This window comes from Enterococcus avium, from assembly GCF_002891025.1.
GTDB classification, from domain to species: domain Bacteria; phylum Bacillota; class Bacilli; order Lactobacillales; family Enterococcaceae; genus Enterococcus_A; species Enterococcus_A avium.
In genome coordinates, this window is sequence record NZ_NBSL01000003.1 from 1240025 (window position 1) to 1264682 (window position 24658).

At 38.8% G+C, this 24658-nt stretch carries 23 protein-coding genes, 1 pseudogene and 1 riboswitch; of the genes and pseudogenes, 6 read left to right on the forward strand and 18 right to left on the reverse strand.

The window, feature by feature from the left end; genetic code table 11:
* Positions 1-224: 224 nt before the first annotated feature.
* The 8 genes and pseudogenes from AUF14_RS21560 to AUF14_RS21595 all read right to left on the reverse strand — a co-directional run bounded on the left by AUF14_RS21560 (position 225) and on the right by AUF14_RS21595 (position 9607).
* Complete coding sequence (locus tag AUF14_RS21560; RefSeq protein WP_070504831.1) at positions 225-551, reverse strand: PTS sugar transporter subunit IIB; 327 nt, start codon at positions 549-551, stop codon at positions 225-227.
* 13 nt (positions 552-564) lie between these two features.
* A pseudogene (locus tag AUF14_RS21565) lies at positions 565-930 on the reverse strand (ABC transporter permease subunit); the annotation flags it as partial.
* 162 nt (positions 931-1092) lie between these two features.
* On the reverse strand, positions 1093-3477 hold the full coding sequence (locus AUF14_RS21570) for a phosphoketolase family protein (protein WP_070504824.1): 2385 nt from the start codon (positions 3475-3477) through the stop codon (positions 1093-1095).
* A 164-nt stretch (positions 3478-3641) separates the two neighbouring features.
* The gene (araA, locus tag AUF14_RS21575) at positions 3642-5066 is read right to left on the reverse strand and encodes an L-arabinose isomerase (protein WP_070504821.1); all 1425 of its coding nucleotides are present in this window, start codon (positions 5064-5066) and stop codon (positions 3642-3644) included.
* Positions 5067-5096: 30 nt separating this feature from the next.
* Positions 5097-5795, reverse strand: coding sequence for an L-ribulose-5-phosphate 4-epimerase (locus AUF14_RS21580; protein WP_070504819.1), 699 nt, complete (start codon positions 5793-5795; stop codon positions 5097-5099).
* A 132-nt stretch (positions 5796-5927) separates the two neighbouring features.
* The gene (locus AUF14_RS21585) at positions 5928-7517 is read right to left on the reverse strand and encodes a xylulokinase (protein ID WP_193756258.1); all 1590 of its coding nucleotides are present in this window, start codon (positions 7515-7517) and stop codon (positions 5928-5930) included.
* A gap of 161 nt (positions 7518-7678) precedes the next feature.
* Entirely contained in the window at positions 7679-8755 is a 1077-nt protein-coding gene (locus tag AUF14_RS21590; RefSeq protein ID WP_070504812.1) for a GntR family transcriptional regulator, read from the reverse strand.
* Positions 8756-9226: 471 nt separating this feature from the next.
* Entirely contained in the window at positions 9227-9607 is a 381-nt protein-coding gene (locus AUF14_RS21595) for a hypothetical protein (RefSeq protein ID WP_227656421.1), read from the reverse strand.
* A gap of 254 nt (positions 9608-9861) precedes the next feature.
* Between AUF14_RS21595 and AUF14_RS21600 the strand changes: the two genes are divergently transcribed.
* Genes AUF14_RS21600 through AUF14_RS21610 form a run of 3 tightly spaced genes read left to right on the forward strand, consistent with a single transcriptional unit; the run spans position 9862 to position 11584 of the window.
* The gene (locus AUF14_RS21600; RefSeq protein ID WP_070504809.1) at positions 9862-10194 is read left to right on the forward strand and encodes a PadR family transcriptional regulator; all 333 of its coding nucleotides are present in this window, start codon (positions 9862-9864) and stop codon (positions 10192-10194) included.
* Position 10195: 1 nt separating this feature from the next.
* Positions 10196-11014: a DUF1129 domain-containing protein gene (locus AUF14_RS21605; RefSeq protein WP_070504806.1), complete on the forward strand. Its 819-nt coding sequence runs from the start codon at positions 10196-10198 to the stop codon at positions 11012-11014.
* Between the two features lie 48 nt (positions 11015-11062).
* Positions 11063-11584, forward strand: coding sequence for a hypothetical protein (locus tag AUF14_RS21610; RefSeq protein ID WP_102866640.1), 522 nt, complete (start codon positions 11063-11065; stop codon positions 11582-11584).
* Positions 11585-12003: 419 nt separating this feature from the next.
* On the opposite strand, the gene AUF14_RS21615 is transcribed toward AUF14_RS21610, so the two are convergent.
* The 5 genes from AUF14_RS21615 to AUF14_RS21635 form a co-directional block, all read right to left on the reverse strand.
* Positions 12004-12435: an Hsp20/alpha crystallin family protein gene (locus AUF14_RS21615; RefSeq protein WP_070504849.1), complete on the reverse strand. Its 432-nt coding sequence runs from the start codon at positions 12433-12435 to the stop codon at positions 12004-12006.
* A gap of 443 nt (positions 12436-12878) precedes the next feature.
* Entirely contained in the window at positions 12879-14417 is a 1539-nt protein-coding gene (locus AUF14_RS21620; RefSeq protein ID WP_070504800.1) for a helix-turn-helix domain-containing protein, read from the reverse strand.
* Positions 14418-14762: 345 nt separating this feature from the next.
* The gene (locus AUF14_RS21625; protein WP_070504796.1) at positions 14763-15059 is read right to left on the reverse strand and encodes a PspC domain-containing protein; all 297 of its coding nucleotides are present in this window, start codon (positions 15057-15059) and stop codon (positions 14763-14765) included.
* 14 nt (positions 15060-15073) lie between these two features.
* Positions 15074-16882, reverse strand: coding sequence for a daptomycin-sensing surface protein LiaX (gene liaX / locus AUF14_RS21630; protein ID WP_070504793.1), 1809 nt, complete (start codon positions 16880-16882; stop codon positions 15074-15076).
* 522 nt (positions 16883-17404) lie between these two features.
* On the reverse strand, positions 17405-17686 hold the full coding sequence (locus AUF14_RS21635) for a PspC domain-containing protein (protein WP_102866641.1): 282 nt from the start codon (positions 17684-17686) through the stop codon (positions 17405-17407).
* Between the two features lie 282 nt (positions 17687-17968).
* Here AUF14_RS21635 and AUF14_RS21640 point away from each other — a divergent pair, with 282 nt between their 5' ends.
* The 3 genes from AUF14_RS21640 (at position 17969) to AUF14_RS21650 (ending at position 19817) form a co-directional block, all read left to right on the forward strand.
* Positions 17969-18397 carry a GNAT family N-acetyltransferase gene (locus AUF14_RS21640; protein ID WP_227656422.1) on the forward strand — a complete coding sequence of 143 codons (429 nt, stop codon included), beginning with the start codon at positions 17969-17971 and terminating at the stop codon, positions 18395-18397.
* 120 nt (positions 18398-18517) lie between these two features.
* A riboswitch (FMN riboswitch) is annotated at positions 18518-18632 on the forward strand.
* A 129-nt stretch (positions 18633-18761) separates the two neighbouring features.
* Positions 18762-19361: an ECF transporter S component gene (locus AUF14_RS21645; protein WP_070504788.1), complete on the forward strand. Its 600-nt coding sequence runs from the start codon at positions 18762-18764 to the stop codon at positions 19359-19361.
* Positions 19362-19817: a pyridoxamine 5'-phosphate oxidase family protein gene (locus AUF14_RS21650; RefSeq protein WP_070504787.1), complete on the forward strand. Its 456-nt coding sequence runs from the start codon at positions 19362-19364 to the stop codon at positions 19815-19817.
* 125 nt (positions 19818-19942) lie between these two features.
* On the opposite strand, the gene AUF14_RS21655 is transcribed toward AUF14_RS21650, so the two are convergent.
* The 5 genes from AUF14_RS21655 to AUF14_RS21675 form a co-directional block, all read right to left on the reverse strand.
* Positions 19943-20149, reverse strand: coding sequence for a hypothetical protein (locus AUF14_RS21655; RefSeq protein ID WP_070504784.1), 207 nt, complete (start codon positions 20147-20149; stop codon positions 19943-19945).
* Positions 20136-20411 (reverse strand): DUF2187 domain-containing protein, encoded by a 276-nt coding sequence (locus AUF14_RS21660; protein WP_070504781.1) that lies wholly within the window; start codon positions 20409-20411, stop codon positions 20136-20138. Before AUF14_RS21660 ends, AUF14_RS21655 begins: the two co-directional genes overlap by 14 nt.
* A 221-nt stretch (positions 20412-20632) precedes the next feature.
* Positions 20633-22132, reverse strand: a complete 1500-nt coding sequence (gene xylB, locus AUF14_RS21665; RefSeq protein WP_070504778.1) for a xylulokinase — start codon at positions 22130-22132, stop codon at positions 20633-20635.
* A gap of 30 nt (positions 22133-22162) precedes the next feature.
* Entirely contained in the window at positions 22163-23665 is a 1503-nt protein-coding gene (gene xylB, locus AUF14_RS21670) for a xylulokinase (protein WP_070504775.1), read from the reverse strand.
* 11 nt (positions 23666-23676) lie between these two features.
* Positions 23677-24639, reverse strand: a complete 963-nt coding sequence (locus AUF14_RS21675) for an aldose epimerase family protein (RefSeq protein WP_070504772.1) — start codon at positions 24637-24639, stop codon at positions 23677-23679.
* Positions 24640-24658 lie beyond the last annotated feature (19 nt).

The following is a 24658-nucleotide window of genomic DNA, read 5'->3' on the forward strand; positions in this document are numbered from 1 at the left end:
CTCCTTTGATTGTGTTGTGGTGATTCAATTCTAACGGAGCTTCTGTATGTTTTGTTTTTTTATACTCAAAAGGACCGATAGAATGATTTTCTATCAGTCCTAGAAATTATAGCGCCATTTAAGGCACTGTCCATATGCAGACAGTGCCTTAATCTTAATTATTATTGAAACTATTCCATTTGTTACTTGAACATGTCTATCAAATGGTATTTTCCATGTATTAATTACATAAAGCTCGCGAGTATTTCCTTAAGCACCGCCTCTCCATCTAACGTTTCGTAATCTTCTTTCTTGATCATCTTGTAGCTCACCGCTTTGTAGTTCAAAAAATCCTTCAAACGGTTCACTTCGTATTCTGATTGGGGACCGATCATCAGACCATCGATTTGTTGATTTTGGATGGCCTGTTCTGCGATAATTGCTGGAGCAGAATACACGCGAATGGGAATGTTCTGCTCGTCTGCTGCTGTTTGGATGTTTTTTACTAATAAGCCGGAGGTGATACCAGCTGTACAAATCAGCAAAATACGTTTTTCGTTTTCTTCTGTCATATTGTCTACCACCTTACGAGATTTTACGTTTCTTATTATAGATATCTAATACGACTGCCAAAAGTAAGATCAGACCTTTGATTGCCTGCTGCCAGTCAACACCGACACCAAGAATCGACATCCCATTGTTCAAGACCCCCATAACCAAGCCACCGACGATCGCTCCAGTAATGGTTCCGATACCACCTGAAGTAGAAGCGCCACCGAAGTATACAGAAGCCATCGCATCTAATTCTAAAGAAGTTCCAGCTTGTGGTGTCGCCGCATTCAGACGAGCGGCCAAGATTAAGCCCGCTAAAGCGGCCATCATGCCCATATTGACAAAGACCCAGAAAGTAATTTTCTTGGTTTTGATCCCTGAAAGTTGATATGTTGGTCGTTTAACATAGCTAAAGCCATGCCACGACCGTAGCCGAGAACACTCACGACTAAAGTCGCGAGTGTTCTCAGCTAATTCATAAAAAGACCTGTAAACATGCCATAATTGGCTCTGTTTACAGGTCTTTATTTAGGTGATTCAGTTTCTTAGCGCCACACAGTCTTAACTAAAATGATACCCTTTTCTCTTCAGTTCTTGCCATTTCCAGTTTTCTACTTCCGGAAGATCACGACCTTCTGTTCGAATAAAGTCATGATGTTTTGCCAATGTTTCATCCATTTGTACTGAGAAGTCTTTTGCATCTTCTGCATAAACTGCATTCGCTGCTTCTTGAGCTAAATGGAAGCGGTCCAACTCACTGAAGACACGCATATCAAATGGCGTTGTAATATCACCATTTTCACGATAACCATGAATATGCAGATTATGATTGTGACGATCAAAGAAGATGTCACGAACCATACCTTCGTATCCATGGAAAGCAAAGACGATTGGTTTATCCGTAGTAAAGATTTCATCGAACTCTTCGTCAGTCAATCCACGAGGATCAATATCAGGATGACGTAGTTTCAAGATATCCACGACATTGACAAAACGAATCTTCAAATCAGAAAACTGTTCATTCAGAATCGATACAGCCGCTAAAGCTTCCAAGTTAGGTTCTGTTCCGGCTGCCGCAATCACAACATCTGGTTCATCCCCATTATCAGTACTTGCCCAATCAATGACCTTCAAGCCTTTTTCGACCAATTCTTCTGCTTCCTTCGCAGAATAGAATTGTGGACGTGGGTGTTTACTTGAAACGATCAAGTTAATCACTTGTTTGTCTTGCATCGCTTTATCCATAACTGCCATTAGGCTGTTTGCGTCTGCAGGCAGATATTCACGAATAAATTCTGGTTTCTTCTCAGCTAAATGGGTCAATACACCTGGGTCTTGATGGGTATATCCATTATGATCTTGCTGGAAGACCGTAGAAGTTGCAATCAGATTTAACGCTGGATATTCTTTGCGCCAAGCATGCGCGCTGGCTTTACGCATCCATTTGAAATGTTGCGTTAACATCGAGTCAACCACACGCAAGAATGATTCGTAGCTGGCAAAGAAACCATGCCGACCAGTTAATACATAACCTTCTAAAAATCCTTCTGCTTGATGTTCTGATAATTGACCATCAATCACACGACCAACCGATGATTGCCATTCGTCGGTACTGTTTTTTGGTTCCATCCATTGACGATTCGTCACATCAAAGACTTTGTTCAAACGGTTAGATTTCGTTTCATCTGGTCCAAAGATGCGGAAATTGGTTGGATTTTCAGTGATCATATCCCGAGCTTGTTGACCAAAGACGATCATGTCTTGTGCCATTACCGCACCTGGTGTTGTCGTATCAATCGCATATTGTTTCCAATTTGGCATAGTCATTGGTTTTGGATCAATTCCGCCATTGGTGATTGGATTGGTAGACATCCGACGATCGCCTTTTGGTGAGATTTCTTTCAATTCATCGACGATTTTTCCGTTTTCATCAAATAATTCTTCTGGACGATACGATTTCAACCAATCTACTAATTTATCAGCATGTTCCATATCTTCTGAACTTACTGGGATTGGCACTTGATGCGCACGGAAGGTTCCTTCTAATTGTTCGCCATCCCAAGTTTGCGGACCAGTCCAGCCTTTTGGTGTACGGAATAAGATGACTGGCCATTGCGGCATCGCAGCATCTTCTGCTTTACCTTTACGAGCCTCTGATTGAATCGTTTTGATTTCTGTGATTACTTTATCCAATGTTTCGGCCATTACTGGATGAACTTTTTCAGGATCAGTCCCTTCCACAAAATAAGGCTTCCAGCCAAGACCTTCGAAATATTTTTGCAAATCTTCATCGCTCTTGCGAGAAAGAATTGTTGGATTTGAAATTTTTCCGCCATTTAAATAAACAATCGGTAATACTGCACCATCATTCACTGGATTGATAAACACATTTGAGAACCAACCGCCAGCTAAAGGACCGGTTTCCGCTTCGCCATCACCTACAACAGTTGCGGCAATCACATCTGGATTGTCTAAGATTGCACCTGTCGCATGCGAGAGTGAGTAGCCAAGCTCTCCGCCTTCGTGGATAGAGCCAGGTGTTTCTGGTGCCGCATGTGAGGCGATTCCGCCTGGGAATGAGAACATCTTAAATAATTTTTTCAATCCAGCTTCATCTTCAGTGACTTCTGGATAAATTTCACTGTAGCTGCCATCGATATAGGAATTTGACACCATGACTTGACCACCATGACCGGGACCTTCAATATAAAACATATTTAAATCATATTTATTGATTACCCGATTTAAATGAGCATAGAGAAAGTTTTGACCTGCAATCGTTCCCCAGTGGCCGATCGGATGCGTCTTAACATCTTCTTTTTTCAATGGCTTTCTTAACAAAGGATTGTCCTTCAAATACATTTGCGCAACGGAAATATAGTTTGCTGCACGCCACCATGCATCTACCTTTTCAATATATTCCTTTGAATCATAATTGCTGTTCATACAATGAGAACCCCTTTATAGTTTTTTTTACTTTTATTATTTTAGTACAATATACCTTTAATTAGCTTAAAAGTAAACCTTTACGCTCAAATTAATAGTATTTTTTACTTTTATTGGTTTAATAAAATATTGACTTGATCATTTCCAAGCCAATATTTTATCTTCTACTTGATTGTCACATATTCTAAATCAACCAACTTCGCCCATGTAATGATTTGTTCAGTCGTAAGATTCAAAGATACAACCGTATGGTGTCCGCCGCCGACTTCGATCCATTTACCTACCCCTTCATGGAAGTTTGGTTTTACCTTCCAAAGCACACGAGCCACTGGTAATTTTGGTGCTTCTTCTGTTGGTTCAAACGCTTCAACCTCATTGATTAATAATTTATAATGCGTTCCAAAGTCTGCCATTGAGACTACCACGCCGTCACCAGCTTTTCCATCAAATACCAAACGAGCCGGATCTTCACGGTCGCCCATTGATAATGGTGAGACAACAATCTTAGGTTTATTAACAGCCAATGTTGGATCAACTTCCATCATATGGGATTGCAGGATGGCTTCTTTTCCAGCAGCTAATTCATACGTGTAATCTTCCATAAATCCAGTGTTTTGATTATGCGCCATGACTTTCATCAAACGATCCAAAGCGGCTGTTTTCCAGTCGCCTTCTCCAGCAAAACCATATCCTTCTGCCATCAAGCGTTGCACCGCTAGTCCAGGTAATTGCTGCATACCATAAAGGTCTTCAAAGTTTGAAGTAAAGGCATTGTAATCACCTGCTTCTAAGAAACGGCGAATGCCGATTTCTTGTTTCGCTTGCACCTTAACGTGGGCTTCCCAAGTCGCCCGATCATAATCGCCATAATCAAAATCATATAATTCTTTGTATTCGGCAAACAGAGCATCCACTTCTTCATCCTTGACTGCATCAACATACTGCACCAAATCACCAATACCGAAGTAATCAACGACCCAGCCGAACTGAATCTGCGCTTCAACCTTATCACCTTCTGTCACGGCAACATTGCGCATATTATCACCAAAACGAGCCACCTTGATGTTAAAGCTTTCATTATATGCTACTGCAACGTCCATCCAGTCAGCAATTTGTTTTTGGACGCTTTCTGTTTGCCAATAGCCAACAACGATTTGATTTTGCTTTTTCAAGCGGGCATTAATAAAGCCATACTCACGGTCCCCATGAGCCGATTGATTCAAATTCATAAAGTCCATGTCGATAGTTTCCCAAGGAATACTTTCATTGAACTGTGTCGCTAAATGCAGCAAGGGTTTTTGTAATAATTTGGTCCCACGAATCCACATTTTTGCTGGTGAGAAGGTGTGCATCCAGGTGATTACACCTGCCACCTCATCACGATAATTGACTTCCTTCATAATTTTTGTAATCGTATCAGAAGTTACCGCTAATTCCTTTAACACGATGGGATAGTTCATTTTTCCGCTATCATTCAGTCCTTTTACGATCGCTTCTGCATCAGCTTTTACACTTTTCAGCGCTTCTTCTCCATATAAATGCTGCGATCCTACGACAAACCAAAATTCTTTTTTGCTCACTTCTAACATAGCTATTCGCTCCTTTTTAACATTGATGTTTTATTTACCTTGCCCATAATAGGCATTTTTTCCGTGTTTTCTTAAATAATGCTTATCTAAAATACGCTGTGGCAATTCTTCGGCAAAACTGTTCAATTGACGTGCAAAAAGATTCATTTTGGCAACCTCATCTAAAACCACCGCGTTCATGACGGCGCTATCTGCATCTTTTCCCCAAGTAAATGGTCCATGTCCATGTAATAGCACACCAGGTATCTCCATAACATCAATCCCGCATTCTTTAAAAGTTTCAATGATGACATTTCCTGTTTCGTGCTCATAGCCAACGTCAATCTCTTCTTGAGTTAAAAATCTTGCACATGGAACTTTGCCATAGAAAGTATCTGCATGGGTCGTCCCCATTGCCGGTAAATCCAGTCCGGCCTGTGCCCAAATGGTTGCCCAAGTGGAATGGGTGTGGCAAATCCCGCCGATTTCAGGAAAGGCTTTGTACAACACCGCATGTGTCGGTGTATCTGAAGAAGGATTCAAATCCCCCTCAATTATATTGTTGTCTAAATCGACAACGACCATATCGGATGCTTGCATTTGTTCATAGCTTACGCCGCTTGGTTTGATGACAAAATAGCCGGTCTCTTTGTCAAATGCACTGACATTTCCCCAAGTATATTTAATCAAGCCTTGCTTGGGTAATTCCAAATTGGCCTGAAAAACCTCTTCCTTTAAATGCTCTAACATTTCAACTTCGCTCCTCATTCGTTTCGTAATTCGTATTAAAATATTCATTTTTTCTCTTGCCTAATCATGCAGTTGCTGCATGATTAGGCAAATGGTTCTTTTTTGTCATGTATGTACGACAAACTGAAATCCTTATTTTAATGAAGTGATCGCTTCGGCTTCGATCGATAAACCTTTCTCGTAGCGATCAATAAATTGACTATATCCTTGTAGATCTTCTGTCGTCGGTTCGATGGTCACTCCTTCACTCGTCGCAAATACTTTTTGTTCTAGAAAATCTGACAGAGAAAGATTTTCTTCTAATTGGTAAGCAGCAAGTAAAGCGATGCCCCAAGCGCCCCCCTCACCCGCTGTCTCCATTACCGTCACCGGAGCTTCCATCGCTGAAGCCAAGATTCTTTGGCCCACTACAGGTGTCTTGAAAATTCCGCCATGCCCGACGAGCTTATCGATCTTGATATTTTCCTTTTTCAAAATCTCCATTCCGATGCGCATTGCACCAAAGGCACTAGATAAATGCAGACGCATAAAGTTGGCTAAATCAAACTTACTTTCAAGTGTTCGGACAAATAATGGACGTCCTTCATTCATTCCGGTGATATTTTCGCCTGAATAGTAACCGTAAGAAAGCATCCCGCCGCAATCAGATGTGCCTTCCAATGCTTTTTCAAATAGCGTATGATACAGTTTGTCTCCACTGATTTCTAAACCTAGTGCGTCAGAAAATTCCTTGAACAAATTGACCCAGGCGTTGATTTCTGAAGAACAATTATTTGTATGAACCATTGCTACTAAATCGCCTACGGGTGTAGTGACCAAATCGATTTCCGGATGAACCTGTTTGAGTTTTTCTTCAAGAACGATCATGGCAAAAGCTGAGGTTCCAGCCGACACATTCCCAGTTCTTTGGCGGACACTGTTGGTTGCCACCATGCCGGCCCCCGCATCGCCCTCTGGCGGACAAAGAGGAATTCCCTCCTGCAAAGTACCTGTCGGATCGAGTAAATATGCTCCTTCTTTCGTCAAGTTGCCAGCTGATTCCCCAGCTAGTAAGACCTTCGGCAGCACTTGATTCAGCTCTTGCTTGAAGGCGGTACCTTTAGTCAAGTCGCTAAATTGCTTCAGCATCTTTTGATCATAATTCTTTGTTTCAGTCTCGATTGGGAACATTCCAGACGCATCACCTACACCCAAAACCTTTTGTCCGGTCATCTGCCAATGAATATAACCTGCCAAAGTAGTCAAAAATCGAACTTCACTTACGTGCTCCTCTTTGTTCAAAATCGCTTGATACAAATGAGCGATGCTCCAGCGTTGCGGGATATTATACTGGAAAATTTCCGTTAACTGCTTTTCTGCCTCTTCTGTAATCGAATTCCGCCACGTTCTAAAAGGCACTAGCAACTCATCATTTTTATCAAACGCCATGTAACCATGCATCATTGCACTAAAGCCGATTGAACCGATTGTTGTTAGGGTTTCACCGTACTTCTCAAATACTTCGGTCGCCATTTTGCGATAGCTTACTCGTAAGCCCTTCCAAATGTCTTCAAGTGAATAAGTCCAAATTCCGTTCTCCAGCGTATTTTCCCATTCGAAGCCCCCAGCAGCAATCGGAACCAAATCGGAACCGATTAAGACTGCTTTGATTCTAGTTGAACCAAACTCAATCCCTAAAGCTGTCCGGCCATCCATAATATCCAGCTTGGTTTTTGCAATCATTTCCTTCGTATCGATAGGAATCTCCTCCTTTTTTCTCTTTTGTTACCGTTATCATACATTTTGTGTACGTACACGTCAATTAAAATCTTATGTTTTGTTCGTACAAATATTCCGGTCAACAAAAAAACAACTCACCGAAATGAGCTGTTTTTCCCAACTTATTATAATTGTTTCACTGAATCACGTTCGATCAATGTAGGTTCATATAGAATATTCTCTGGATCGTGTCCTTCTTCAATCGCCTCAATGATCCAGTTTGCCGCATCATGTCCCATTTGGTCTTTCGGATGATTCAATGTAGTCAGCTTAACATTTCCGAGCTTGCTTAAAGCTGAATCATCATTCCCGACAATCGATAGCTCCTCTGGAATCTTGAACTTAGCTGCGGTTAGCTGATCTACTAATCCACTAGCGATCTGGTCGTTATAACACACAATGCCTGTAAGTAATTCTGACTCTAGACGTGCTATTACCTGCTCATAGACGTCCTTTCTCGTTTCGGTCTCATAGGTAATAATATCCTCTGGAGAAAATTGGATGCCGTACTCTTCGCAGGCTTTGATAAATCCTTTCATCCTATATTTCCCTTGTAGGTCATCGATCTTCGTTATTAGCAACAGTTTTTTATGATTCTTTTTAATTAGGTACTCTGTTGCTAGATACCCGCTGGCGACATCATTGACACAAATATATGGCGCGCTGATTTCTTCATAGACCGCATTGATCATCACCATTGGAATTCCCTGTTCCTTTAATCGAACATACAAAGCCAAATTTGGATTGTATTGATTACTTTTTGTTGGTTCAACAATCAACCCTTCCACTCCTTGGGTAATCATCTTCTCAATACATTCCTTCTCCTGCTGAAAATCATTGTTGGTGCTGGCTAATAATAACGAATAACCTTTTTCCCGTAATGTTTTTTCGATACCACGAATGATCGAAGGAAATATGTAATCTGATAAGTAGGTGGTGACCACGCCGATGGTCTTGTGAGCGGAGTTTGTATTTTCCCCACGCCTATATTTCACGTCTACATAGGTTCCTGAACCCTTCTCCTTTCTAAGAAAGCCTTCATTCGCTAATAAGGCAATTGCTTGCCGAATCGTATGTCGGCTGACCTGATAATCCTTTTGCAATTGTAGTTCGGGAGGGATTGTTGTATTTTCTGGATATTCGCCTGAAAGAATTTTTGATTTCAATTCATCGGCGATTGTTTGATATTTTGATTGATTCATAGTTTCTCCTTTCTTTTCCGTTAGTCTTTGTATACAGATTAACAGAAAGGATCAAGGATTACTATATATGTCCGAACAACTTGCAATTTTTTTCTGTTAGCCAGACATATTTCTTCGCTTAATAGTAAAAACCTTGGACTTTCTTATTTGAAAGTCCAAGGCTGTGAATAGCTTATACTTTTGTCTTACTAGAGAGTGACGAATCAATCGACTTCGTAGCGAGAAGTAAATGGCTCCTCACTGCTCTTCGTAGGGCAAGGTGTCATTTTGTTGGAGACTGCTTATTGCAAGTCCAGCATTTCTCAAATACCTCAAAAAAACTACCTATAAAAATAAAACTACCGGGTTAGAAAGAGAGTTTAGATGTTAAGAGGCAGTTTCATTCTCACATTCTTTATTGTAAACAAATTTGAAGAAAAGAAAAGATAGAATGCAATATTTTTATCCCATAATTTTAATAAAGTAAAAATATCATTTAACTTTTTTCAGCTTGATTGCTTTAATTTTCTTTTGATTGTTAAAAATTTGCAATTCTAATCGGTCTTTTTCCAGCTTGACGATATGGTATTCTGTTTGGCTATCTTCTCTGGTTAGGATAATATTTCTCTTTGAAGAGTTTGCTGTGATTTTCGCATCTTTCATTAGAATGTAACCATTTTGTCTGATATTCCAACATCTGTGGTCATTACTTTTTGCTTTGATTGAATATTTCACCGACTGATTTGACCAAGTTCCTTCTAACCAAGTCGGGTTATTGACAGCATAGGCATTGAGAAAGCCAAATAAACAGAATACACATAAAATCAGCAGACAAAATAGCAAACGTTTCCGTTTCTTTGTAAGATTTTGCAAACTCCGCAATACTTTATGATTTAGCTGCTTTATTCTACTTGTTTCCCTTACCAAAAGATCTCTTCCCTTCTTTCTAAAATACGCCTTCTCCTATAGCTAACACTATAAAGGAATTTCGATGCAATAAGTTCAAACTATCCTAAACGGTTATTTTTCTGTCCTGAACGTAAAGATTATTCTGCTAGTTTGCATTGCAATATAGTTGAAAATACTTTACTATATTGTTAAGCAAACTAGTAGAAAGAGGGACACGCATGAATCAACAGGTTTCATCTCAAATGCTTAAAGGAATTTTGATGGGCTGTATTTTGATTATTCTGTCCAAAAAGGAGTTATATGGCTACAAAATTAGTGAAGAGCTGCAACACTTCGGATTTGACAGTATCCCTAAAGGAACCATCTATCCCCTATTAATGAATATGGATAAAAAAGGATTAATTGTCGGTGAAATGCGTGCTTCTGACGAGGGGCCGCAAAGAAAGTATTACCATTTGACAGAAAATGGTCTCAACGAAAAGGAATCGTTTATCAAGCAGTGGGTATTTTTGTCGGGGAACGTTGCAAAGCTATTAGAGGAGAATGAATAAAATGAAAAAGTCATCGCCTATAAAAGAAAACGCGAAATTACAAGAATTTTTAAATCCAGTCAATGACGACTATTATGGAAACTTATTGCTCTACGTTAGAAGCAGATCCTTTCTCAAAGACGAAAACGTATTAGAAGAAGCACTATTAGAAATCCTTCAGGATATTCTCGATGCTCAGGAAAATGGAGAAACGGCTGAAGATTATTTCGGCAAGCAGCCTAAAGAAATCGCTGATGATCTGCTAAAAGAAGTCCCCACCAGTATTAAAGATGGGGTTCACTTGGTTGTCGCTGTTTTATTTGTTTACGCTCTTATTACTGTGATTCCGACACTTGCTTCTCCAGATGCATTATTTGATGTGGGAAAATTAGTGATCGGCGGCATCTATTGGACTATCCTTGCAATAATAATTGTATGGCAAATCGGAAATGATGCGTATACGACTAAACGAACCTTCAAGAAATATCTGGCAATCTTTCTAACGATTTTTTTTGCGATTCTTGGAATCAGTCTATCAATCTTTCTAGATACCAGTCTGACCTTCAACACTGAAGGTCTAGTCGGAATCACAATAATCAGTGTTATTACTGTGATCTGTGGTGTTTTCTTTCTCCGCCAAACAGACAAAAAAGACTTAATTCCTTTTATTCCTGTTCTGCTTACGGCAGCGATAATTGGTATTCTCTACAGAATCCCTTTTTCTCAGGGATTTTTGATAAGTAATTTTGGGAAAATAATTGTGGCAATCTGTATGATTCTAAGTCTTATCAGTTTTTATATCTTATTAAACAAAGGAATGAAAAATAGAAGGCATGAGTAAATCATGACCAATACTGGCCGTCACAATTAATGAAAAGGAGTCGGAAATATGCAAAATTTTGATTTTACTATTGGAGATACGAATTTTATCAGTCTAGTCAATGCTCAATCTTATGAGAGCTTTATTGATGAAGACTGGGATTTAATTTCCGATTTAATTCCTCATGTCATCACGCAACAGCAAAAAGGGAATATCTTGATGTATCAAATGACTGGTGAAGGAATCGAAGCTGATTGGAGAATCGCTATCACTCATGATTCTGTTACTGTCAAAAAGTATCTAAAGAAAACCGTGAATTACATCACGGTTACAGATGGCTCACTTTATTTGATCGATTATACAAATCTAACGATGGCTGCTCAATTTTCAGATGAGTTTATCCCTGATCAGGATTGTGCTCAGTTCAAAATTGAGCTTGAGAATGGCAGCTATGCTGTCACTAGTTATTTATTTAAGGATGTCGATAACGAAATTCTTATCAATGATGAATGTGATATGCTTCTCGTTTTCCAACCATATACTGATGCTCTTCCATATTTAAATCAGCAAATTTGCTGGAGCACTTTTTAATTGAGGCCTTCTTACCGCTTCTTACAGTTGACTAACAGTATTGTCAGATCGCTATATTCTCGCTTCTTTTCTGATATGATTTTCTAAAGGAGGAGAATACTATGCTCGATGCTTTCTTTCAATTTTTTATAGATATGATCACCGGTTTTATTGACATGATCATTTCATTTGCCTACATTCCATTCGAGATCTTTGCAGATTTTATCAATGCAATATTTAGTTAAGAACCGTTCCAGTTGCTTCACTAGAAGCCTTTTACGCAATTAAATCTGCCAGTTGACTCACATTACTCAACCGGCTGAGAAAAAATCTGATGATACTTTTTTGATTGATGTGAATATCGTTCAAACAGGATTAAGCATAAGTAGTAAAATAGCCCTCAGATTCCGATAACTGGAATCTGAAGGCTATTCATCATTCTACTCAATTGGAATAGCGGTCTTCCGCTCCAATTTTTCCGCTGATTTTGGCAAAGTAACTTTCAAAATACCGTCCTTATACTCAGCTTTAATATCTTCTTCTCTCACATTTCTAATCGCAAATTGTCGGCGAACACTGCTGAAGCTTCGTTCGCTTCTAACCAAATTTCCTTTGTCATCTTCTGTTTGAGTATCTGTTTGGTGTTTTCCTTCAATCGTCAACACACCATTTTCATAATTGATTTGAATGTTTTCCTTAGGAATTCCAGGTAATTCTGCCTCCAACAAATACTCAGTGTCTGTTTCGTGGATATCCGTCTTGACCATATTGCCCTTGAACCCTTCAAAAAAATTCCGTCCAAAGTCCTCAAAAAAATTGAAAGGTGTCATGTCGAATAAATCAGAGCGACGAGGAATCATGTTGTTAGCCATTTTGACCATTCCTTTCTTTTTTTTATCTTCCTTCACTTATAATTTTACTCACGATAACTAATTTTTCAAGCGAAAAGTAACGGAAAATGAAGGTTCATTGTGAAAATTTTTTAGTTATTCATTTAACTATAAAAATCAGTAAAAGACTTCCAAAATGAATCGATTAAAAAAATTAATCGTTATTTTAAAACTAATCTATTCTAGATTGCAGTTTCTTATACGACAAAAACTGGTCAATGTGATTTCTCTTTTGTTTATCGCCATACAAATAGCTTTTTGTCTAAAATTTCGAATCCAAGATGACAATAGAACTGATAAATAGAATCTGAATCCGTATAAAAAATATTGGCTTGCCCTTCTTCAATGCGACTAGCTTCTCAAAAACAGATTCTTTCTATAAAAAAATTCAGGTACCCCTTTTTTTGAGTGATACCTGATTTTTACTATTCATTGATACTATTTCCAGAAAGTTGAACATGTCGCTTTCTTTCGGATAAATCATTGACGAGATTTTGAATTGCCACAATTGCTTGCGGTGTTACGTAAGGGTCCATTGAAACGAAGGGAAAATCCTCGGGGAGGCCTTCTCTTGGCCCCGTTGTGATCAGTCCGTCATAAGACAGGACCTTCTCGACCATCTCATCATGGCTATCCCATAATTCGTCCAAATGGTGTATTTCAAAATTTCCGTAAACGATTTGGGTAATCACCCGTGAAATAAACTTTTCTTCTGTTGGCGTAAGATCGGAAACTAATAATAGATGATGCGGCTCATCCTGAGAAGCCAGCAGCTCCAGACTTTTTTCTTCCTCTGTCAGTAAAAGATAGACGTAAGTTGTAATAAAATCTTGCGTCTGATAAATAGCGTACTTATTGACAAAAGCTTCCACAATGTCCGTTACCTTCTCTACCGCATGCTGATGCATAATAGTGACCATATCTAGAAAAATGGTGCGATTTTTTCGTAAAATGGATAGAAAGTCGCCTTTTTCGTCAAGAAGATACGTGGCATTCAACAGAACAGTGGTTAACTCAATTTTTCGTTCTTTGTCCAATGTGCCTCCCAGCAACTTTGCAAACTCTTCTGTCAACTCCATGTGCATTTTAAAAAGCTGTTTATATCTAGGATTGTCCTTTAACGCTGCCTTTCTATGCTTCTCGCTGAAAATAAGTGAATCCGTGAAAGACAACCATAAGCAATCCCGCAACAGTTCATCTGATATAGATAACTGAAAAACTTCCTTAATCATTAAGCTGAGTTCTTCCACTGTTTTTCCTTCTGGCAATACTAAAGGTTTCGTTCGGAGTTCTTCTTGAGGATAATGATGTTTATTTTTTATTCGCCACAAACTGATAAAAAAATTATAAGCCAAGCGCTTTTGAAAAATATGTTGATTTTTCATATCATTTGTCTTAATAAACTCTAAAACGAAATTTTTGATCGTTTTCAGATGGCCCTCACTCAAATCTGGCAAGACTGTCTTTAACGTATAGTGTTTCTCAATAAAATAACGGTAGTAAAAATGCCGAATCACACTTTCTTTCCCCACAATACGCAAGGGGCGATAGCATAGTTGAATACCTACACGTTTTAAATCGTTCTCTATTTTTTTTAAGTAACGTTGAGTATTGGAAGAACTCAAATATAAGTGTTTTGATAATCCTTCGATGTTATCACTGCTCTCGTATAACAAATGTTCAAGAATCTTGAATTCAAGAGAATGGGTCAATGCCTCAGCATATAGTTTTCCAATGCTGATCCCTTCCTTAAGCTTCACCCGATGCAATCCTTTAGACTTCTCAACAATAAAATCGTCCTGCAAGTCATTGATGAGACTAATATCATTCAATAAAATCGGTAACGAACAATCTAATTCGTTGAGAATTGCATCGCTCGACACCCCTTGTCGGTTATAATACAACAGTTCGATTAGTTCTAATCGACGTCTGTTGCTTGTTCCTAAAACCTGTCGAAAATCCATCCTATCTCCTCCAACTTCGTTAACAATGATACTTTTGTACGGTATCATACTTCTAACAATCCTAAAGCGTGAATTCAAAAATTTTAAATTAAATAACGTTTTTTGATTTTAAAATTTTGCTCTTTTTATTTTACTCTTTTTCAACGAATGGATGTAGTATTTTTGACCATTTTTATCAGATTACAATAAAAAAGGATTTTTCTCTCACATCTCAGCTCTTAATACTATAGCCACCTATAAAACAGCGATAAAATAACAGCGGATATCTAATTGTGACGTCAAAAAAAGACATTTCTCAAAAATCAAGAAATGTCTTGTTGGATCAAGTAATTTTTTTTTTAGCGACTAAAAGTCACTCCAATTTTCTTCATCGACTACTTCAGCTTTTTTACGCTGCTTTTTCGACTGTTTCGGACGTTCATAATTGTATTGTTGGTAATTATTTCCTCTGCTACTGTCAGCTCTTGGAATGATTAATGCCAGTAGTATATAGAGAAATACTGGTGCACCTACCAGGATTACACTGATAAAAACAAAGATTACCCGTGCAATGGTCGGATCAATCCCAAAATATTCAGCAATCCCTCCGATTGTTCCAGTGAGCATTCGGTTTGTCTGTGATTTTGTCATTCTTTTTCTCATATAAGTTTTCTCCTCTAGTTGTCATAGTCCTTCAGGAAGATATTACCAGCTTTTGAAGAAACCTCTATTTCGGCCGTCTCTCCTGCAGCTCGTTGAAAATGCAATACTTTCTGGGTATTTCCATTTCTTTTCTGTACAGTTTCACAATTGGCGAAACGATAATTAATCGTACCAATTCCTGTTTTCGCTACACCCTCGATACCCACAGTTTGCGGCAATGATACTTTGACATTGCCATTGACGGATTGGGCTTCGATTTTTTTCAAATTCTCATTGCCTGCGGTTATTTTGATATCTCCATTGATCAAGGAATATTCTGACCGCACAACAGCTGCTTTTGAAATGATCGTGCCAGTCACTGTCTCGATCAACGCGTTCGTAATCTTACCTTCGCGAATTTCTACATCATTATTGGTTCCTTCAAATTCCAACATCGACGCATCAAGTTCTTTAATCAACATTGTTCCATTCGTTGCTTTAATCGAAGCATTCTTAGCTACAAGTTCTTCAATCATCAAGTCACCTGTCAGTAATCGAACAGAAAGATGATTGTATTGACGTTTTGGTAAATAGAAGGTCAATTTGGCGTCAACCCGTTTATTTGGTACATGAAAAAGTATTTGATAGTTATTAATATCAATATGGCTGCGTTCTAGAAAGGCGTCGATTGGATCTGGCTCATCCATATTACCTAGAAGAGCGACTGTTGCCTCAACCTTTATATCATTGATCGTCTCGTCTTCCCAAGTTTTCAAAATTACTTTTCCCTTCGCCAACTTGATATCGATAGTTTTGGCGTCTATGTCTTCAAAGGTAAATTGATGACTGAAATGTGTTTTTGCTGTTCCATAAAATTTTGGATTCATCTTTTTCCAGTCGAAATCATTTGCTACCTTGTCCGAAACTCTCTCGGTTGTTCTTGTTACCATCCGGGCGATACGGCTGGCCAAATCAGTGGGTTCTTCATGGGGACGATCCATTGGACGATATTTTTGTTCTTCAAAATCATCCGGAACTTCAAAAAATCCATCCGATACATAAGGCCCTTCCGGTGAAGTAAACATATCTGCGTCAATCGCTCGACGCTCATGCTTCAATAATTCGATTTCTTCTTCCAGTTCCTTCAGCTCGATCTTCATTTGATTATAGATCACTTCATTTTCTGCTGAAATGATCCCCAGCTCAGCTTCAAGATTCAGTTCTCTAAATTCTTCTTTTTTCTCCCGCAATGCTTCTATTTTTGTCTGCAACGCTTCATCGAACTCATCAATTTTTGATCGTACTGGATCTTTTTCTTTTGGTTCTGGCTCCTTATTTTCCCATTCATCAATCATGCTGGATACACTGTCAGAAGGCTGCGGCTTTTCTGATATTTCTACATCTGGTGTTTCTGGTTCTAGTTCTAGCTCCAATTCCGTTTCGGCCTCTGCTAGCTCTTCGAATGCTGACTGATCCAGATATTCGTCGTCTGTTAGCTCCCGTTCAGATCCTTCATTAATTGTTTCTTCGTTCTCGAATTCTGAGTTCTCTTCCATCTCTGTGTTTTTTTCATCTTCAACAGATTCCATAAAGCCGTCTGATTCGAGTTCTGGTTCAGGCTCAATCTCTTGCTGGAATGTTTCTTCGTGTTCTGGTTTATTTACGGGTTCTTCTAATATTTCAGTTTCTGATGACTCTTCAACTATTGGTTTTTCTTCAGTCTTTGATGCTGTTTCTGATGTTGTTTCTTCATTTAAACCAAGACTCTCTAATAAATCCAAGCCTTCCTCTGGCGATAATATTCCTTTTTTGATAGATTCTAAAATTTTTTGTCGTTCGTTCATGATAATCTCTCCTCGACGAAATGTTCTATGAGTCTATTATGCACAACCCTCGTCACCACGTCATGGGTCGAAAGGACTATATTTCAAAGAATAATTTTCATTATTGCTGTTAGTTCGTTTTCTAAAAAGTAGAAATTGCAAAAAATTTGACTCGTAGCTAATTCGTTTCAATTGAAAAAATTCATTTTATTCTCGTCACGCATACGTTCAAACTATATTACTCAATCAATAATTCAAGTGAGATGTCTGTTCTTCACTTGAACCAAACAAACTGCAAAAGTTTGACTCGCAGCTAGCTCATTTTAGTGACTTCATTTTTCTAAAAACCAGAAAAATGAGGATATTTTCGCTTCGCATATCCTCCGACTACACATTTTCAAACGTTTTAGAATAAAATTCTTGATCCTTTTTTACACCTAATAAACTGCGAAAAGTCGGACTGACAAAAAGAGTGAACTGTTTTTGTCAGTTCACTCTTCGGATTTATATTTTAAGCTTAAGATTTAAGCGTTGTTTTTCTAATTAGAAATCGCTCCATGTATCGTCTGCAACTGTTTCGGCTTGTTTGGCTTGATTACCAGTTGAAGATTCATAGGGTTGTTGGTACGCTCGGCTCTCAGTTTCTGCTTTAGGAACAAGCAGCATAAGCAATAGATAAAGTAGAATTGGTGCGCCTTCTAAGAAAAAGCTTAGGAAGACAAAGATGACACGTACAGTCGTAGGATCAATTCCAAAATAGTCCGCAATTCCGGCTAACGTCCCTGTTAATACTCGATTGTTTTGTGATTTCGTCAATTTTTCCATTTTAATTTTCTCCTTTTCCCAAAAACACTTTTTTGGAACCCGATTTGAATGTATTTTGTTTTTCCCACTCGCGATGTGTTTTTATCTTATGTCTATATTATGCTCAATCTTCTTTGATTCGTCATAGGGCGAAAGGTGTATTTTTCATCTAGTTATTTGGTCGGAGTTTTTCTAGTTCTTCTATTTATCAGCAATTAGAGACCAAAATCATTCAAACTTTCCACTATAATATGCTAAAGTAAGTTTGGGAATTTCTTATTTTCAAGATAGTTTATAGAAAGGATGATGTACTTGATTCACATTCGTGAAATGACCCTTCAAGATAAGCCAAGACTTAGACAATTATATCTAGAAAGTCGGCGTACAACCTTTTATTGGGATGATCCCGAGTTGATGCATTTAGAAGATTTCGATCGTGACACGGAGGCTGAACTTGTCTTCGTTGCAGAAGTCGAAGAAACAGTCATTGGCTTTATTTCTTTATATGTTCCAGATAACTTCATTCATTGCCTATTTGTTGATGTCCACTACAAAGGACAAGGAGCTGGTCATCTGCTTTTGGAAGAAGCGAAGCACCACTTAGAGTTACCAATGAAACTGAAATGTTTGTCACGGAACACTTCCGCATTGGCTTTTTATGAAAAGGAAGGCTGGAAAAAAGTTCGAGAAATAAATGTGCCAGATGCTTATTGGAACATGATATATCAATGATTTAGATCCGTTCTTGTATGATACTTTTCTAAAACTTATGTAATGCAGGCTTCAGCTAGTTACTTTGAATTCCAAAAAAAGGCTTGCATTTCCACTGAAACCATGTGAAAATAAACACAATAAGTTCTTCAGGGCAGGGTTTAATTCCCGACCGGCGGTGATAGTCCGCGAGCCTTTTGGCTGACTCAGTGCAATTCTGGGACCGACAGTACAGTCTGGATGGAAGAAGAAAAGCGTGTGTTTGTTGATCCTTCAGATGACAAACCCTATTTGAATCAATCAACTACACCTTTTTCTACTTTGACTGTGCCTTGCAAATGTTGTTGTAAGGTTCTTTTTTATGTTTTAAGAAAGGTGTGTTGAAATGAAATTTACTGCAAGAAAACTAGTCATGATCGCAATTTTTGGTGCTCTCTCTTATGTACTGATGCTCTTCAAGTTCCCGCTGCCGTTTATGCCGCCCTTTATGGATTTTGATTTGGCAGGTATTCCAGAATTGTTAGGAACATTTTTGTTAGGGCCTGTTTCGGGGATCTTTATCGTGCTGATCAAGCTCTTGATCAAGCTGGCGACAGTCGGAACTGCTTCAATGTTCACCGGCGAGATTCAAAACTTTATTTTGAGTCTTAGTTTTATTTTGCCTGCCAGCTTGATTTATCAACGGTCGACCAACAAGAAAACAGCTCTAAAAGGGATGCTGGCCGGAACAGCCTTAGTGACCTTTGTGGCGTGCCTCTCAAATGTGTATTTCATCATTCCTTTTTACACCAAACTTTACGGGATGTCGATGGAAGCGATCATCGCGATGACGCAAGCAGTCAATCCGATGGTGGATAGTGTTTGGAAGCTTGTAATTATCGGGATCGTTCCCTTCAACTTGTTCAAATACGGAGTTACGACCGCAATCGTCTACTTCTCACTAGACCGTTTGCGTGCGATTTTTCTTAGACGGGAGTATTTATAAATGGAATTTCAAGCAGCTGTTGAACAATTTTATCAAAAACTTGGTCGAAAAAAGATTATGGCCTTAGCAACCAGTTTGAATGATCACGTCATGGTACGAAACGTCAGTGTCATTATTCATGAAGGCAAAATCTTGTTTAAAACCGATCAGAATTTTCGTAAAACCAAACAACTCATCGAGAATCCACAGGTGGCGATTTGCTACTGGGGTGTTCAGATCGAAGGCATCGCGGTTAATCATGGATTAGTCGCTGATCAGGAGGATGACTCCTTTCGAGCGTTGTATCAAAAATATTGGGAAAAAAGCTACAACGCTTATCCTCATAAAGACAGTGAAATCCTGATCGAAGTCGTGCCAAAACTCGTTGAGATCTGGGATCAGGATGAGGATGATCGTGGATTCCAGTTGTTTATCGATTTTGAACAGAAAACAGCAGAGATTGAACAGTATGATTAGTTACTGATATATCCAAAAATAAAGCCAAATGACTATTTACTATCAATTTTGAAAGTAAAATGGTCTTTTGGCTTTACGTTCGTTAAGTATTATTCAAAAAGACTTTACCAGCAAATTGTTGATCATTACCAATCCCCAAAACTGTTATTTTGATAAACCGTTTCTGCTAGATTACCCACGGCTTCATCATACAAGCTCTTATACTGTCGATAGTCCGCTTCTAAAACGTTTAGTGTTTTTTTATTTACCCCACTATTCTTCTTCAAGCTTTCAATCTGAAATGAGAGCGTTTGGACCTGTAACTCTAATTCCTCAAAGCTAAGCTCTTTCATTCCATTTAACTCCTTCGATTTTCTTGTAATTGATCACGACTTTTCCATTATAAAATTCCAATTCCTTCTCCGACAGCACAACCGTCTTGCTGATATCAACGAGACAGCTATTCGTATATTTCTTGATGATCGTGCCAGATAAAAAGAAGCGATCTTCATTAAAAAGAAAATCAATTCTATCTCCTATACTAAATTGCAAATTATACTCATTTTCGCGAATCTCCATTAAACTATTCGGCACCATTGTTTGACCATAACTCATCCACCTCTGTCCTCCTCGCCTTTTCAAAAGAAGCCAATTCCAGCCTATAAATGCCTCTTTCAATTCATTACTTAACTATTATTCTAACCGATAGATAAGCGTGTACTCAGGGAAATTTAATGAAAAATTAATCTTTTATTTATACAAGGAACACTGTGAATGGCATTACTGATTACCCACAAAAAAGAAGCAAACTGCGTTTACAGTTTGCTTCTTTTCGATTACTTCATGACACCCTTTAACTGCTCATACAGCTTCAGATATAACTCATAATTCTTCCGATAAATTTCTGAATTATTGGAATTGGGGGTATGGCTTCTTCTGACTTGTACTGTTTTTGCGACAGCATCTTCAAAATCTTTATAAACACCCACCGCCACACCCGCTAGCATCGCCGCGCCAAGAGTAGTCGCTGTATCGGAATTAAGTACATCAATTGGTTTATTGGTCACATCGCTCTTGATCTGAGTCCAAAGCTGGCTATTGGCTGAGCCGCCCATCGCCCGCAAACGACTCACTTCAGTACCCGCTTGCTCAGCGACATCCAAATTATGCTTCAATGAAAAGGCGACACCTTCCATACTTGCGCGAATCATATGATCTTTTGTTTTGCTGTAATCTAATCCGTAGTAAACGCCTTTGGCTTTGGGATTCCAAATAGGCGATCGTTCTCCCGCCATGTAAGGCAGAAAAACAAGTCCTTCAGACCCAGCTTTAATGTTTTCAGCTAATAGATTCATTTCTTCAAAACTAGTCGTTCCATTTTTTTCAGCGTTGATCCGTTCTGTTTGCCCAAATTGTTCTTCAACCCATTTCAGAACACCGCCTCCTCCGACTGTTCCGCCTTGCAGCAGCCAGTTTTTAGAAGTGACATGGTAGCTCAGAATCAAGCGTTTGTCGGCACGATACTTGTCCGTACAGATGCTCATCCCGCCTGCTTGACCACCCTGCTCTTGCGTTTCTCCATTAGCGATCACACCGACACCAAGCGTTCCGCAAGCAGAATCCAAACCGCCAGCAACCACAGGAATTCCCGCTGGCAAGCCACTTTGTTGCGCGGCTTCCTTGGTGACTCTACCAACGATTTCATGGCAGGCAGCGATTTCTGGCAAGATATCCTCGCGTAAATTCATTTCTTTACATAGCTCTCTATCCCAAGCTCCTTTTTTCATATCAAAACATTGATAGCCATAACCTTGAGAGATATCTTGGGTGATTTCTCCAGTCAATTTATATACGATATAGCTGTTGGATTGTAAAATCTTTGCGGTTTGTTGGTATAGCTCAGGCAAATGATCACGATACCATAGAACCTTTGGCAATGTATAAGAAGGTTGAAGCGGATTTCCGCTGAGATTGAATAGTGTTTCTTCTCCGATCGTACACTTCAAATTTTCACATATTTCCTGCGCTCGTGTGTCCATCCAGATTGGGGTATTACGCAAAAGCGTCCCATCATTTGAAATGGGAATCGCTGACCAGCTTTGTCCGTCGACCCCGATGCCGACGATTTTTTCTGGTTGAATTTTTGACTTGTCCAATAGCTCCTTTATTGATTGACAGACCCCTTGCCACCAATCATCAGGGTCTTGCTCGACCCATCCCTCTTGCAGATGAAAAACAGGATAGGTTTTGGTTGCTTGAGCCACAGCCTCTCCATTCTCAGTAAATACAGCTACCTTACAAGATGAAGTACCAATATCAATACCTAGTAGATACATCTTTTCTACCTCCTACTAACAGATAACATCTTACTTACTTATTATCTCTTTTCTCTTTATAGAAGGAAAGGTGTTTTCTATTTGGGATATACTCAGTCCAACAAATTTTTCATAGGCTTGTTCATATAAAGACGCTTGTTTGGTTGGTTTATATATTGCTTTTACTTTGTTTGCTTGCTGCCATTTAATAAGTAAATCATCTTCCTGTATTCCTGCGACTGCACAAAGCATCGCTCCATATGCAGGACCTTCATCAAAGCTTAACACCTCGATCTCTGCTTCAAAGATGTCTGCAAACATTTGGAGCCAGAATGGATTCTTTACCACTCCACCAGTAATGCGAAATTTTTCAATTTTATTTTTCTCGATTTCCATGCTTTCATAAACATTCCTAAGTGAAAAAGCAATTCCCTCCATAACTGCTCGAATAATGTCACTCTGCTGATGATGAGCTTTTAATCCAAAGAGCCCCCCACTTAATGAAGGATCGAAGTAGGGGCTCCGCTCACCAAACAAGTAAGGGAGATATGTCACACCTAAACTTCCAATTGGACTTTCTTCTGCGTATTTTGTGAAGGTCACGAAAGAATCTTCTGATCCTAATAATCTCTTGATCCAATCCAAAGAATACCCGGCTGCTAATGTAACACCCATTTTATAATTTATGTCGTTAAGGACGGACGTGAAATAATGATACTTCCCTAAATTATCCGTATTATTTTCAGTTTCGTAAACCAAAACTACACCGGACGTCCCTACAGAAATAAGCCCTTGAATCTTAGGATTTGAAATATTACCAAAGGCGCCACACGCATTATCGGCTCCACCTAGTACTAATGATACTGTGCCTGTTAATCCAAAATTCTTTTTTAAGTCAGAGGTCATTTCTCCAATTATTTCTGTCGAAGGACAAATTTCCGGACATTTATCTAATGGTATCGATAACCCTTTCAGCAGTTCTGTGTCCCAGCTTTGTTTTTCAATGTCTAGCATGATTGTTCCTGCTGCATCTGAAGGCTCAGTCAATGCTTTACCTGTCAAATAATAGACCAAGTAATCTTTGGGGAGTAAGAACTTCCAGGTTTTCTCCCACAATTCAGGTTGATGCTTTTGAACCCATAAAATTTTAGGCAGCGTGAAGCCTTCTAACGGAATGTTTTTCTCTACCTTCAACAAATGTTCGCCAACTAGCTGCTGGAGTTCTTTCACTTCTTCAGTTGTTCGTCCATCATTCCATAATATCGCTGGTCTGAGTACATTACCTGCTTTGTCGATCAGGACTAATGAGTGCATTTGACCGGAAAATCCCATCGTTAGTGGCGCGTCTTTTATTTCAGGAAATCTATGAATCAACTCCATTAACGCGATTTCAAACGCAGCAACCCATTCTTGTGGATTCTCTTCACTGTATCCTTCGCGAGGTGAAGAAATTGAAAATGAGCTGCTAGTACTTCCTAAAATCCTTCCTTTCTCATTCCCTAAAATTATTTTTAATGAGCTTGTGCCTAAATCAACACCTAAAAAAAATCTCATCTTAGTTCCTCCTATTCTATTTCGTATACAGTGCAACTATGATAATCATTGGTTAAATAATTTTTTTCCGTGTGCACATAGTTAGGTTTACGTTGCATTTCAAACGTTATACCACCAAATTTTTTTACCTTCGTTCCTTTATTTGTATTTTCTTCAGTAGAAAGCTTATTCAACGTGTAGATAACACAAGCCCCTTGATCGGAATAGATCGTCAGCCTATTTTTTCTTTCAGCATCTGATAATTCAATTTTGGCCGTGTTACACTCTTTTTGATTAAAGTAATAGGCCAAATCTATCCCCTCCGCACATAGTTTCGACAAATCAGTGTTTTGCTTTAGCGCCGTTTGGAGCTTTTTTTCTTGAGAAAAATCGAACGAGCGATATTCGACTTCTTGCATCCTTGAATATTCTTCTGTCGGAACAAACTGTTGATCAATTAACTGAATGGTCGCTGGTGCTGTTTTAAGAAAGTGCTCGTTGATCGTCTCCTCTTGACTTAAATTAAAATAGCTGTGATTTGTCAGATTACAAATCGTCGGGTCGTTTGCAGAGCCCTTCATTTCAATTTTGAAGCAATTATCTTTCAACGTGTAGACCAATTCTAATTTCATCGGTTCATAAAGTGACGCATCATCTTCGAAAGTAAGGAGATAGCCAGTCGAATTTATTTTTTCTACCTGCCATTCAACTTGATGGAGTCCATTTTTTCCACCATGCAAATGCACCTTTCCTTCATTGGTATCCAACTCCACTTTTTCTCCCTGATGATTGATATAAAAGGGCGGATACGTTCTTCCTGCATTCCGACCAATCGTAGCACCGAAGAAGTACGGATTGGTTAAATAGTCCTCTTCTTTTTCATATGCTAACAGATAATTTTGATTTGTTTTTTTATTCACCATTTTTGTTAAGATACCACCATAGCTCAAAAACTCGATCAACACGTTTTCATTTTCTAATTGATACTTTTTCATCTCTTTATCCTTTCAAAAA